At 62.8% G+C, this 12,929-nt stretch carries 13 protein-coding genes; 9 read left to right on the top strand and 4 right to left on the bottom strand.

Features of this window, described 5'->3' with window-relative positions; all coding sequences use genetic code 11:
• Positions 1-24 precede the first annotated feature (24 nt).
• From QMK50_RS05845 to QMK50_RS05865, 5 genes are all read left to right on the top strand, one after another.
• Complete coding sequence (locus QMK50_RS05845; RefSeq protein WP_095168226.1) at positions 25-963, top strand: metal ABC transporter substrate-binding protein; 939 nt, start codon at positions 25-27, stop codon at positions 961-963.
• A complete protein-coding gene (locus QMK50_RS05850) occupies positions 960-1,712 on the top strand; it encodes a metal ABC transporter ATP-binding protein (RefSeq protein WP_320332756.1) in 753 nt (250 codons plus the stop codon). The genes QMK50_RS05845 and QMK50_RS05850 overlap by 4 nt, the downstream gene beginning before the upstream one ends.
• Complete coding sequence (locus QMK50_RS05855) at positions 1,712-2,611, top strand: metal ABC transporter permease (RefSeq protein WP_095168223.1); 900 nt, start codon at positions 1,712-1,714, stop codon at positions 2,609-2,611. Before QMK50_RS05850 ends, QMK50_RS05855 begins: the two co-directional genes overlap by 1 nt.
• Positions 2,612-3,583 (top strand): metal ABC transporter solute-binding protein, Zn/Mn family, encoded by a 972-nt coding sequence (locus QMK50_RS05860; RefSeq protein ID WP_320332757.1) that lies wholly within the window; start codon positions 2,612-2,614, stop codon positions 3,581-3,583.
• Positions 3,584-3,707: 124 nt separating this feature from the next.
• Positions 3,708-4,535 (top strand): class I SAM-dependent methyltransferase, encoded by an 828-nt coding sequence (locus QMK50_RS05865; RefSeq protein ID WP_320332758.1) that lies wholly within the window; start codon positions 3,708-3,710, stop codon positions 4,533-4,535.
• A gap of 96 nt (positions 4,536-4,631) precedes the next feature.
• On the opposite strand, the gene QMK50_RS05870 is transcribed toward QMK50_RS05865, so the two are convergent.
• Positions 4,632-5,951: an ATP-binding protein gene (locus tag QMK50_RS05870; protein ID WP_095168217.1), complete on the bottom strand. Its 1,320-nt coding sequence runs from the start codon at positions 5,949-5,951 to the stop codon at positions 4,632-4,634.
• Complete coding sequence (locus tag QMK50_RS05875) at positions 5,951-6,631, bottom strand: response regulator (RefSeq protein ID WP_095168216.1); 681 nt, start codon at positions 6,629-6,631, stop codon at positions 5,951-5,953. The genes QMK50_RS05870 and QMK50_RS05875 overlap by 1 nt, the downstream gene beginning before the upstream one ends.
• 153 nt (positions 6,632-6,784) lie before the next feature.
• Here QMK50_RS05875 and dsbD point away from each other — a divergent pair, with 153 nt between their 5' ends.
• Genes dsbD through dsbG form a run of 3 tightly spaced genes read left to right on the top strand, consistent with a single transcriptional unit; the run spans position 6,785 to position 10,133 of the window.
• The gene (gene dsbD / locus QMK50_RS05880; protein WP_320332759.1) at positions 6,785-8,521 is read left to right on the top strand and encodes a protein-disulfide reductase DsbD; all 1,737 of its coding nucleotides are present in this window, start codon (positions 6,785-6,787) and stop codon (positions 8,519-8,521) included.
• A complete protein-coding gene (locus tag QMK50_RS05885) occupies positions 8,521-9,390 on the top strand; it encodes a TlpA family protein disulfide reductase (RefSeq protein WP_095168212.1) in 870 nt (289 codons plus the stop codon). The genes dsbD and QMK50_RS05885 overlap by 1 nt, the downstream gene beginning before the upstream one ends.
• A complete protein-coding gene (gene dsbG / locus QMK50_RS05890; protein ID WP_159997231.1) occupies positions 9,366-10,133 on the top strand; it encodes a thiol:disulfide interchange protein DsbG in 768 nt (255 codons plus the stop codon). The genes QMK50_RS05885 and dsbG overlap by 25 nt, the downstream gene beginning before the upstream one ends.
• Before the next feature lie 97 nt (positions 10,134-10,230).
• Here the strand turns inward: dsbG and QMK50_RS05895 are convergent, their stop codons facing one another.
• A complete protein-coding gene (locus QMK50_RS05895) occupies positions 10,231-11,040 on the bottom strand; it encodes an alpha/beta fold hydrolase (RefSeq protein WP_320332760.1) in 810 nt (269 codons plus the stop codon).
• A gap of 416 nt (positions 11,041-11,456) precedes the next feature.
• Here QMK50_RS05895 and QMK50_RS05900 point away from each other — a divergent pair, with 416 nt between their 5' ends.
• Entirely contained in the window at positions 11,457-12,005 is a 549-nt protein-coding gene (locus QMK50_RS05900) for an RNA polymerase factor sigma-70 (RefSeq protein WP_095168205.1), read from the top strand.
• Between the two features lie 41 nt (positions 12,006-12,046).
• Here QMK50_RS05900 and QMK50_RS05905 read toward each other — a convergent pair whose 3' ends face one another.
• A complete protein-coding gene (locus tag QMK50_RS05905; protein WP_095168203.1) occupies positions 12,047-12,841 on the bottom strand; it encodes a substrate-binding periplasmic protein in 795 nt (264 codons plus the stop codon).
• Positions 12,842-12,929 lie beyond the last annotated feature (88 nt).

Raw genomic sequence — 12,929 nt, forward strand, 5'->3', positions numbered from 1 at the left:
TACCCCAGAGAAGACCGTTTGCTCATGCCTAGTTCATCTGCGCACCATCGTTTTCTGTACCGTGCCCGCCTGCTGCTGGCAGGCCTGCTGGCCCTGGTGGTCATGCCCCTGGCCAGCGCCGAAGAGGCCAAGCGCCTGCGCATCGGCATCACCTTGCATCCGTACTACAGCTACGTGGCCAATATCGTCGGCGACAAGGCCGAAGTCGTGCCGTTGATTCCGGCCGGCTTCAATCCCCATGCCTATGAGCCTCGTGCCGAGGACATCAAGCGCATCGCCGGCCTGGACGTAATCGTGCTCAACGGAGTCGGCCACGACGACTTCGCCGACCGCATGATCGCCGCCAGCGAAACCCCCAACGTCAAGGTGATCGAGGCCAACGAAAACGTGCCGCTGCTGGCGGCCACCGGGATTGCCGCGCGGGGCGCAGGCAAGGTGGTGAACCCGCACACTTTCCTGTCCATCAGCGCCTCCATTGCCCAGGTCAACAACATTGCCCGGGAACTGGGCAAGCTTGACCCCGCCAACGCCAAGACCTACACCCAGAACGCCCGCGCCTACGGCAAACGCCTGCGGCAGATGCGGGCCGACGCCCTGGCCAAACTGACCAAGGCGCCCAATGCCGACCTGCGGGTGGCCACGGTCCACGCGGCCTACGACTACCTGTTGCGCGAATTCGGCCTGGAAGTGACAGCCGTGGTCGAGCCGGCCCACGGGATTGAGCCGAGCCCGAGCCAACTGAAAAAAACCATCGACCAACTGCGCGAACTGGACGTCAAGGTGATCTTCTCGGAGATGGATTTCCCCTCCGCCTATGTCGACACCATCCAGCGTGAGTCGGGGGTAAAACTCTACCCGCTGTCGCACATTTCCTACGGTGAATACAGCGCCGAGAAATATGAAAAGGAAATGACCGGCAACCTCGACACCGTGGTCCGAGCGATCCAGGAGGCCGGGGCATGACCATCCAGCAAACCCTCACCACGCCACTGGCCGGACCCGCCATCGAGTTCGCCGACGTCAGCCTGACCCTTGGCCGCACGACCATCCTCGACCAGGTCAGCTTCCAGGTCCAACCCGGCAACGTGCATGCGTTGGTGGGCCCCAACGGCGGTGGCAAGAGTTCTCTGATCAAGACCCTGCTTGGGCAAATGCCCCACCAGGGCCGCTTGAGCCTGCAATGGCCGGGTGAGCCCGGGACCATCGGTTATGTGCCACAGGCCCTGGAGTTCGACCGCGGGTTGCCGATGACCGTCGACGATTTCATGGCCGCGATGTGCCAGCGGCGTCCGGCGTTTCTGGGTATCAGCCGGCATTACAGCGTGGCCATCGGCGAAGCCCTGGAACGGGTCGGCATGCAGGACAAGCGCAAGCGCCGCATGGGCGCGCTATCCGGCGGTGAACGCCAGCGCGTTCTGCTGGCGCAGGGCTTGATCCCGGCGCCCCAGTTGCTGGTGCTCGATGAGCCGATGTCGGCCCTCGATGAAGCCGGTATCCAGGTGTTCGAACGTTTGCTGGAAGACTGGCGTCAATCCGGGATCAGCGTGCTGTGGATCGAGCACGACCTGGAAGCCGTCGGCCGCCTGGCCGACCGCGTCACCGGCCTCAATCGCCGGGTGCTATTCGATGCCACACCCAAACAGGCCCTGACCCCGGAGCGTTTGCTGAGCCTGTTTTCCACCCACCCACGGACGAGCGGGAGCGCTGCGTGATGAGTTACGAAGCCTTTCGTTTGATGATCCAGGGCTGGGCATCTTCCGGCTATCTGCCCGAAGCGCTGGCCTACGGGTTTGTGGTCAACGCCCTGCTCGCGGGCCTGCTGATCGGCCCGGTACTGGGCGGCCTGGGCACCCTGGTGGTGGTCAAGCGCTTTGCGTTTTTCTCCGAAGCCGTCGGCCATGCGGCGCTGACCGGCGTGGCCATCGGCATCCTGCTCGGCGAACCCTACACCGGCCCCTATGGCAGCCTGTTCGGCTACTGCCTGTTGTTCGGCATACTGCTCAACTACCTGCGCAACCGCACCGGCCTGGCACCGGACACCCTGATCGGGGTGTTTCTCTCAGTGTCGCTGGCCATGGGCGCGAGCCTGCTGCTGATTCTCGCCGGCAAGATCAACGTGCACATTCTGGAGAACGTGCTGTTCGGTTCGGTGCTGACGGTCAACGGTAACGACCTGCTGGTGCTGGCCATCGTCGGCACGCTGGTGATGGGCCTGAGCCTGCCACTGTACAACCGCATCATGCTGGCCAGCTTCAACCCACAACTGGCGGCCGTACGCGGGGTGGCGGTGAAAACCCTCGACTACCTGTTCGTGATCCTGGTGACGCTGATCACCGTGGCGGCAGTAAAAGTCATCGGCGCAATTCTGGTGGGCGCCCTGCTGGTTATTCCAGCCGCTGCGGCGCGCCTGTTGAGCCAATCGCTCAAGGGCTTTTTCTGGTGCTCGGTGCTCATCGCCACCATCAGCACCCTGTGCGGGATTCTCGCGCCGATTGTCTTCGACCTGCCGATTCCGTCCGGTGCGGCAATCATTCTGGTGGCCGGTATCGCCTTCGCCCTCGCCGCCATTGCGCGCGGTGTGGTGCCCAGCCTCAAAGGGAATATTGGATAAATGGCTTTCTCCATGCGTCAGCTGACTTTGGCCATCGCCCTGTGCGGCCTGGCCACCAGCAACACCTTCGCCACCGACCGCTTCGAACCGATGCGCCTGGTAGCCAATAACGGCGTCGGCAACACCGTGCTGCATGCGGCCACCTCGGCCCACAAAGTGCGGGTGCTGGCCTCGTTACCCATCACCTATGGACTGGCCAACAGCCTGGTCGAAGGCAGCGAGATCATCCTGGAACGGGCGGCTGCGGCCAACCTCCCCGGCTCGCGCCAGGCCGCCTACTTCACGGGTCGCGGCGCACCCGCGCTGCACAAATTGTCCATGGACGCCGATGCTGTGATCGGCCTGCGCTCGATCTGGGCGGATGACCCGCTGTACCCCAACGCCCGACGCAGCAATATCCGTATCATTGAAATCGACGCGGCGCGCCCGGTCGATGGCGCGCTGCCTGGCGTGGCGCTCCAGCCGGGCACCAGCGACGGGCTGAACAGCCAACCGTGGATGGCCACCAACAACATGGGGCGCATGGCTGACGTAATCGCCGCCGACCTGGTGCGCCTGGTGCCAGAAGCCAAACCGCAGATCGAGGCCAACCTGGCTGCGCTCAAGCAGCGCCTGCTCAAGCTCAGCGCCGACAGCGAAGCGAAACTGGCCGAGGCAGACAACCTCAGCGTGTTCAGCCTCAGCGATCACTTCGCTTACCTGATCAGTGGCCTCAATCTGGAGCCGGTAGGTGTCGATGCCCGCGCCGATAACGAGTGGACGGCCGACGCCCTGCAACAACTGAGTACCACGCTCAAGGACAACGACGTGGCACTGGTGCTGCATCATCGCCAGCCGTCGGCCGCCCTGCAGGCCGCCATAACTGCCGCTGGCAGCCAACTGCTGGTCCTGAGTACCGAGGGGGTGGACCCGGTGGCCGAACTGTCCGGCAACATCGAACAAGTACTCAACGCCCTGCTGCAGAAGTCCTGAAGCGCCCCGCCTGATTGCGCGGGCCCCGGTGCCCGCGCTTACAAAATCCCTCAAGAAACCCCGTCCCAGCCGATGCTAGTCTGCCCTGCACATAATCAGGACCGACCAGGATGGGGTCTTCACCATGAGTGACTATATCTCGCTGAACAAGGCCAACTGGGACGAGCGCGCCCCGCTCCATGCGGCCTCCAGGGACTACGCGACCCAGGCCTTCGTCGAGGCCGCCGATCATCTGTCGCAGGTGGTGCGCTTCGACCTGCCATTGCTGGGCAACATCCGCGGGCTGCGCGGGGTGCACCTGCAGTGCCACATCGGCACCGATACCCTGTCGCTGGCCCGTCTGGGCGCGCAGATGAGCGGGCTGGATTTTTCCCCCGCGGCCCTGGTCCAGGCGCGCTCCCTGGCCCAGCGCTGTAACACGCGGATCGACTATGTCGAAGCGGATGTCTACAACGCCTGCTCCGTATTGCCCGCGGCCTCCTTCGATCTGGTCTACACCGGCATCGGCGCTTTATGCTGGCTGCCGAGCATCGACGCCTGGGCGCGCACTGTCAGTGGCTTGCTCAAGCCCGGTGGCCGGCTGTTCATTCGCGAAGGGCATCCAGTGCTCTGGTCACTGAATGAAAGCCGTGCGGACCTGTTGTCCATCGAACGACCCTACTTCGAGCGCGAGACTCCGCTGGTGTGGGATGACGACAGCACCTACGTCGATACCGACGTTTCACTCAAGGCCACACTGACCCATGAGTGGAACCACGGCCTGGGGGAGATCATCAGCGCACTGCTGAACCACGGACTGGCCATTAGCGGATTGGTCGAGCATCAGAGTATCCCCTGGGACGCCCTGCCAGGGCAGATGAGCCGCGATGAACAAGGTGAGTACCACCTCAAGCAGGCACCTTGGCGCCTGCCGCTGAGTTACACCTTGCAGGCCATCAAGCACGGCGCCTGAAGCGCAAACACGAAAAAGCCCGTTGAACCGAAGAATCAACGGGCTCGGGGGGCATCAATTGCTTCGCGGGCACGCCTTGCTCCTGCGGGCCTGGGGTCAGGCCTGGAGCGGCATGGTCAGCTCGACGCGCAAGCCATCAGGACGGCTGTCGAAATGCAGGACACATTCGCAGCGCTGGACAATTGCCTGGACAATCGCCAACCCCAGGCCACAACCGGTGCTCCCGCCGTTGCGCCAGAAGCGCTGGGTCAGGTGCTGCAGGTCATCGTCGGCAATTCCCGGACCATGGTCACGGACCTGGAAGCGCACTCGATTAGCAGTGGTTTCCAGGCTCAGCTCCACCGGTCCGTCATCGGGTGTATGCCGCAGCGCGTTGTCCAGCAGGTTACGCAAGGCGGCAATCGCCAATACCGCGGGCATCTGCAGCGGTGCCTGGGAACAACCCGGCGGCACATGCAACTGGATCCGCCGGCGATCACCGCTGGACGCGTCCTGGATGGCCAGGCGGGCGACCTGCTCGGCATTGCACTGCACGCCGTCGTCGAACGACAGGCTGCCCTCGACCCGTGCCAACAGCAACAACTGCTCGAGGGTCCGATGCAGACGATCGGCCCCCTCCTCCGCACGGGCCAGGGATTGGTCGCGGGCCGCGCCCTCGGTCATGCGCGCCACTTGCAGATGGGTCTTGATCGCCGTCAGTGGACTGCGCAGCTCATGGGCGGCATCGCCGGTCAGGCGCCGTTCGCGTTCGATGGCCTTGCCGATACGCTGGAACAGTTGGTTCTGGGTTTCCAACAACGGCTTCAATTCACTGGGAAATGCCTGCAATTGCAAGGGTTCCAGCGAGTCGGCATTGCGCCGCATCAAGGCTTCGCGCAGACGGTTGAGCGGTGCCAGCCCCTGGCCGATCCCCAGCCACAACAGGCACAGGCAGCCGAGCAGCGCCACCGCCACCGGCACCGAGGCCGCCAGCAGAATCGACATGTTCAGGGCCTCGCGCTCGATCTGCCGATCCGCCGTGGTGATCCGCACATCGCCCCGAGCCAGGGTGAAGCTGCGCCACGGAGCGCCGTCGATCATCTGGTCGTGGAAGCCCATCTTCTCGGCTTCCAGCGCTTGTTCGGGATGATTGTGGCTGCGGGCCAGAATTTCGCCGCGCAACGAGCTGACCTGGCAGGCCATACCCCCGGGCACGTTCAGTTGTTCGGCACTGAAATGGGTGCCCTCGCCCTTGCTCGGCAGGCTCGGCAACTGCTCCAGCAACCCGGCCACCATGCGCGCCGACGCCACCAGACGCTGGTCGAGGGAAAACATCATCTGGTTGCGCAGGTCGCTGAGCATCCAGGCCGCGGCCAGGGCCCAGATCAGTGCAAATGCGGCGCCGAGGGTCAGGCTCAGGCGCAGGCGCAGACTCATCACTTGCTTGGCCCTGCCCCATCCGCCGGCCCCAGGCGATAGCCGAGGCCGCGCACGGTTTCAACGATGCCTTTGCCGAGTTTGCTGCGCAAATGGTGGATATGTACGTTCAGCGCGTTGCTCTCCAACTCGTCGTTGAAACCGTACACGCTGTCCTTCAGTTGCTCGGTCGACAGCACCCGGCCGCGGTTATGTAGCAGCGCTTGCAACAGCGCTTGCTCGCGACGCGAGAGGTCCACCGGCTGGCCGGCCAACAGGGTTTCCCGGCTGCTGGGGTCATAGCTCAGGGCGCCATGCTCGATCAGGTTGACGCTGCGCCCCGCAACCCGGCGCAGCAGGGTGTGCAGGCGCGCGGCCAGTTCGCGCAGGTCGAAGGGTTTGAGCAGGTAGTCATCGGCACCGGCTTGCAGGCCGTCGACGCGGTCGGTGACCGAGTCCCGGGCAGTCAGGATCAGCACCGGAATCTCCAGGCCCTGGTGGCGCAACTGCTGCAGCAGTTTCAGGCCGTCTTCGTCCGGCAACCCAAGGTCGAGCACCATCACATCGAACTCGGCAACCTTGAGCATGGCCCGGGCCGCCGATGCCGTGGCCACATGCTCGACGGTCAGGCCCTGAGCGGTCAGGCCGGCTACAATGCCGCTGGCAATCAGCTCATCATCTTCACAGACAAGTACGTGCATGGTGAGACCTGTAGAAAAATGTTGATTAAGAAGGCGACGGATTAAGCGGACATTATGCACCGCCCGCCGTTGCCACAAGGATAACGCGGTTAATCATCGGTTAATCGTCACCCCTCATGGTGCATCCAAATTGCACCGGTATAAGGCTTGCTCATGCGTCGTCTGTTTTTACTGTTCCTGGTTTTTTTTGCCAGCCTGGCCCAGGCCGCGTCGAACCCGTTCGAGACCAAACCCGATTTCCTGCCCGTCGGCAAAGCTTTCGTTTTTACCTCCGAGCGTCTTGAGTCGGGCGAAACCCAACTGTTCTGGCAGATAGCCGACGGTTACTACCTGTACCAGAAGCGCATGAGCTTCAACGGCCTGGCCGAGGCCCACAAGCCGGCATTGCCTGAGGGCGAGGCCCACAGCGACGAGTTCTTTGGCGACCAGCAGGTCTACCGCCAAGGGCTGGAACTGAAGATCCCGGCCGGCGCCACCGGCCAGATCAAGGTCGGCTTCCAGGGCTGTGCCGATGCCGGCCTGTGTTACCCACCACAGACCCAGGTGGTCGACCTCGGTGGCGGCGCGGCGCAAGCCAACGCCAGTGAGGCGCCGGACCAGGCCCTGGCCAGCGGCCTGCAACAACACGCCCTGGGTTGGAGCCTGCTGGTGTTCTTCGGCCTGGGCCTGCTCCTGGCTTTCGCCCCTTGCTCGTTGCCGATGCTGCCGATTCTCGCCGGCCTGGTGGTTGGCAGCGGAGCCAGCGCCAAGCGCGGCTTTGCCCTGGCCGGCAGCTACGTGGTGAGCATGGCGCTGGTATATGCCGCGCTGGGGGTACTGGCCGCCCTGCTGGGTGCCAATTTGCAGGCCCTGTTGCAGAACGCCTGGCTGCTCGGCAGTTTTGCCGTGATCTTCGTGCTGCTGTCGTTGCCAATGTTCGGCTTCTTCGAACTGCAACTGCCGGCCGCCCTGCGTGATCGCCTGGAGAACGCCAGTCGCAAACAAGGTGGCGGCAGCCTGGTCGGCGCGGGCATCCTCGGTGCGCTGTCCGGCTTGCTGGTGGGGCCGTGCATGACCGCACCGCTGGCCGGCGCCCTGCTGTACATCGCCCAGAGCGGCAATGCCCTGCACGGCGGGCTGATCCTGTTCAGCATGGGCCTGGGCATCGGTTTGCCGCTGCTGCTGCTGGTGACCGTTGGCAATCGATTCCTGCCCAAGCCCGGCGCCTGGATGAACCTGCTCAAGGGGGTTTTCGGCTTCCTGTTCCTGGGTACCGCGCTGGTGATGGTGCGCCCAGTGTTGGACCCGGTGCTGTGGGTCGGGTTGTGGGGTGGGCTGTTGCTGGTCATCGCCTACAGCGCCTGGCGCCAGACCGAAGGTTTTGGTCGCGCCACCCACCTGTTCGGCGGCCTGGCCCTGTTGTCCGGGTTGTGGGGTAGCCTGCTGCTGATCGGGGCCGCCGGTGGCAGCGACGACTTGTTCAATCCGTTGCAGGTGTATCGCGCGCCGAGCTCCAGCGCGATCGCCGCGCCGACCGCCCACGATGCCTTCATCACCGTCAAGGAGCCCGCCGAGTTGCAACGCCAGCTCGACGATGCCCGCGCCCAGGGTCAATGGGTGCTGCTGGACTACTATGCCGACTGGTGCGTGTCCTGCAAGATCATGGAGAAACAGGTATTCGGCAAACCCCAGGTCATGGAGGCCCTCAAGGAAGTGCGTCTGCTGCGCCTGGACGTGACCGCCGACAACCCTGGCAGCCGCGAACTGCTCGCTCGCTACAAGGTTCCGGGGCCACCCAGCCTGTTGTGGATTGGTGCCGACGGTGCCGAGCGTCGCAGCCAGCGCATTACCGGCGAAGTGGATGCCGCCGGTTTCCTGCAGCGCTGGGACATTACCCGGGACGCGCGCTGATGCTGACCTTCACCCTCGGTACCTTCGCCATCGCTCTCAATCACCTGCTGCTGATCAGTGCCCTGGCACTGGCGACCTTTGTCGGCTGGCGGGTGGCCAAGCGTGGCGGAGATAACCCCGAGTCGGTGCTGTTCGGCCTGTTCATGCTCGGCATGCTGGCGGCGCGCCTGGCTTTTGTCGCGTGGTACTGGCCCCACTACCGCAACGATCCCTGGCAGATCATCGACCTGCGCGACGGCGGCTTCCTCGCCTGGCCGGGGGTGATCGTGCTGTTGCTGGCCGCCTTGTATCGCGGCTGGCGGCGACCCGGGCTCCGACGCCCGATGGGTTTCGGCGTCGCCAGCGGCCTGGCGTTCTGGCTGCTGGCAAGCCTGTCGCTGAGCATCTACGAACAAGGCACGCGCCTGCCGGATATCACCCTGCGCAACGCCGCCGGGGAAACCCTGCAACTGACCGACTACCAGGGCGGCCCACTGGTAATCAATCTGTGGGCCACCTGGTGCCCACCCTGCCGCCGGGAAATGCCGGTGCTGGAAAACGCCCAGCAACAACGCCCCGACCTGACGTTCCTGTTCGTCAACCAGGGCGAAAGCATGCAAAGCGTCGCTACCTTTCTCGAGACCCAAGGCCTGAGCCTGAGCAACATGCTGTTCGACCGCGGCGGCCGCCTGGGCCAGGCCGTGGGTTCGATGGCCCTGCCGACCACGCTGTTCTATAGCCCGGACGGACGCCTGCTGAGCAGCCACCTGGGCGAACTGTCCAATGCGAGCCTGGCCCACGCCCTGGAAGCCTTCGAGCCCTCCACCCCTGCCACAGCACCCGCCACCTCTGTAAGGAAACTGCCATGCCCCGCCTCCGCCACCTGCTGACGCTGACCCTGGGCGCTGCCCTGTTGCACCTGCCGTCGGTGCAGGCCGAAGAACTGCCCGCCGCGATCAAACAGATGGAAGCCAAGGGTGCAAAAATCATTGGCAGCTTCGATGCGCCCGACGGCCTGCGCGGGTATGCCGCGCAATACCAGAACCGCGGCATGGCCTTGTACCTGACACCCGATGGCAAACACGTATTGCTGGGCAATTTGTATGACGCCGAAGGCAAGGACCTGAGCGCCGAGCCGCTGCAAAAACTGGTGTATGCACCGATGGCCAAGGAGGTATGGGCCAAGTTCGAGACCAGCCACTGGATTCAGGACGGCAACCAGGATGCACCGCGCGTGGTGTACCTGTTCAGCGATCCCAACTGCCCTTACTGCACGCTGTTCTGGGAGCAGGCACGGCCTTGGGTGAAGTCCGGCAAGGTGCAGTTGCGACACATCATGGTCGGCATCATCCGTGAAGACAGCCCGGGCAAATCCGCCGCCCTGCTGGCCAGCAAAGACCCAAGCAAGGCCTTGGACGCCCACGAGAAGGCCGGCAAACAAAGCACCCTCAAGGCGCTGAAAACCATCCCGGCAGACGTGCAAGCCAAGCTCGACGCCAACTTGCAGTTGATGGACGAACTCGAACTGTCCGCCACCCCGGCGATTTTCTACCTGGACGCCAAGGGCGAACTGCAACAGCAACAAGGCGCGCCGTCGCCGGCAAAACTGGCCGCGATACTCGGGCCGAAATAACCCACCGCTCTCAACGACATTGCAAGACTCGGCAGCCTTTTCGCTGGCAAGCTCCGCTTGCCAGCAATGAGCCTGGATTATCTTCAACGTAGGACCGTCAACGATTGGCCAGGAATGCCAACAACGCCTCGGTGACGAATTGTGGGTTTTCCAGATTGCAGATGTGCCCCGCCTCGGGCACCAGTTGGTAAGGGCAACCGATCAACTCGGCCATTTCCATGGTTTCTGAAGGCGGCCTTGGCGTGTCCTGCTCACCGCACATCAACAGCGTCGTATCCGGGTTCAATTGATTCAGCCGCGTCAGCATGTCTTCGCGACCGAAGGTGATACGCCCCAGCGGCACGATGCTTCTGCGCAGCCGTTCGGCTGGCAGCGCGGCCAATGAGTCGCGCAACTGTCGATACAACGCTGATTGCGGGTCGATTCCCGGCCGGAAGAAGATTGGCACCACGATATCGAGGATCTGCGGTGTAATTGCACCCGCCTCCTCAATCTGCTTGAGCAGTGAGAAATAGTATTGCCGAGTGGCTTCGGGCTCAGCCCCCAGGTACGTGTCCATCAGTACCAGGGCGCTTATGCGTTGCGGGTGCGACAGGGCCAGGCGCGCTCCCCACATTCCGCCCACTGAAAGACCCACCAGTGCGACACGCTCAATGCCCAGGTGATCGAGTAACGCCAGTGCCTGGCGCGCCAGGTCATTGAGTGAAGCGGTTCCCTGCGGCAGCGTCCCGGACTCCCCGTGCCCCCACAAATCCAGGGCAATCACCCGATAGTGTGAGGACAACGCGGCAATCTGCGGCGCCCACATGGCATGGTCCCACAAGTAGCTTCCAGCCAGGAGCACGGCAGGGCCTGTGCCCTGATCAACATAGTAAAGGGGCTCACCATCAATAGTAACGAAGGGCATCCTGTATCTCCTGCGTAGGCTCTGTTGAAAAAATCCCCGCAAAGACTGTTCCGCCCGGGTACCTCCGTCAATTCAAGCCTTAACAGTAGATATTTCAGAGCCCCCGACAACAGAAACCACGAGCCCAAACAAACCGCGATCAACAGCAGTGGCCCATCCGACCGCGCAAAACTTGGTAAACCAAGGCGCAATTGCCCCATACGAACGGATGGAGCAACGAACGAATTGATTCTGGCGGGGGAGCCAGCGCCGCAACCCAAAGCGTGTCAGCGTGAGCTTGTCGGCGAAAGACAAACGGAATTAATTCTTCCTCTCAATTGACAATTATTATCATCTAGCCTAGCTTGTCGCTCAATGCGTTGGACGGATCCGAAGCGCTGGTCGTCCCACTAACTTTTTGCAGCGAGGTGACTTCCATGGCGCAATCCGTTTCCACAGACAGCTGCGACTCATCCTTACTCCAGGCGTTCGTCGACAACCGGCTGATGCTGGTGAAGACTGCGGCGCGCATTACGGGTTGCCGGTCGCGTGCCGAAGACGTGGTGCAAGACGCTTTCTTCCGCTTGCAATCGGCGCCCCAGATCACCTCTTCGTTCAAGGCCCAGCTCAGCTACCTGTTTCAGATCGTGCGCAACCTGGCGATCGATCACTACCGCAAACAGGCCCTGGAGCAGAAGTACTCGGGCAGTGAAGAAGAAGGCTTGAATGTGGTCATCCAGGGTGCTTCACCGGAAACCTCGCACATCAACTTCCGCGTCCTGGAAAACATCGCCGATGCCCTTGGCGAATTGCCCAGCCGGACCCGCTACGCCTTCGAGATGTATCGCCTGCACGGCGTGCCACAAAAAGACATCGCCAAGGAACTGGAGGTCTCGCCGACCCTGGTGAACTTCATGATCCGCGATGCGCTGGTGCACTGTCGCAAGGTCTCGGACACCCTCAGCGATACCTTCGCCCGCCGCTGACCAATCCCTCCCCCCCGGCCTCGCAGAGTGATGAGTTGATTTCAGCCCTGGGGCACAGCGACGAGCGCAATCTTGTAAGGCTGAAAAATCTTCAGCATCTGGCCGTTATCCCGCAGGCCCTGCAACATCTTGCCGAACGCTTCGCCACTGAGCGGCGCCTGCGGACGGATCAGGGCGTAATGGTGATAGACCTGATCAACCCGCTCGGACACCAGCAAGTGGGAGGCGACCTGTTCGTTGCGCAACACGTAGTCACTCAAGAACGAGCGGGTAACCAGGGCGATGTCGGCACGACCGCGCAGCACCATCAGCAGGTTGCTGTCGTGGGAATACGTCAGCGTCACGTTGTAGCGGCTGGCGAGATAGCGAGTGTCGGAATTGAAGTCGGCAAAGGCATAGTGATAGCCATTGAACAGCGCGAGGCGTTTGTCCTGCAGGTCGGAAAAATAGCTTTGCGCGCGCTCAGGGAGCAGTTGCGAGACAAACACCTCCGCATCCTCCAGGCCCATGTCGACGGCGGTGTGCGGGACATCCTTCCAGCCCCACTGGGGATTCTCGAAGATAGCCACGTCGATCCGGCCCTGCTTGAAATCACCGAAGCGGCGCGGAATGGAGGTGGGCACCTGGACAAATTGATAGTCGCCCTGCAACTGGTTGAGGGCGACGATCAATTGCGCGAGAAGACCGGTATCGGCGCCGGTTTCCGGGCGAATGGTGTAAGGCGGGAAATGCGCCGCGCCGATGCGCACCAGTTGTGCGGCCGAACTCGGCGCTACCGACAGCGCACCTAGCGCCATCAACAACATCCGCGAAGCCATCCGAACTGGCGAATACATCAACCAACACCACCCCTGAAAATAGACCCACCTGGATTAAGCTAGGCGGTTTCGCCCACTAAGACAACGCGATGGTGGCTATTTAATG

The organism is Pseudomonas sp. P5_152, assembly GCF_033989915.1.
Taxonomy (GTDB): Bacteria; Pseudomonadota; Gammaproteobacteria; order Pseudomonadales; family Pseudomonadaceae; genus Aquipseudomonas.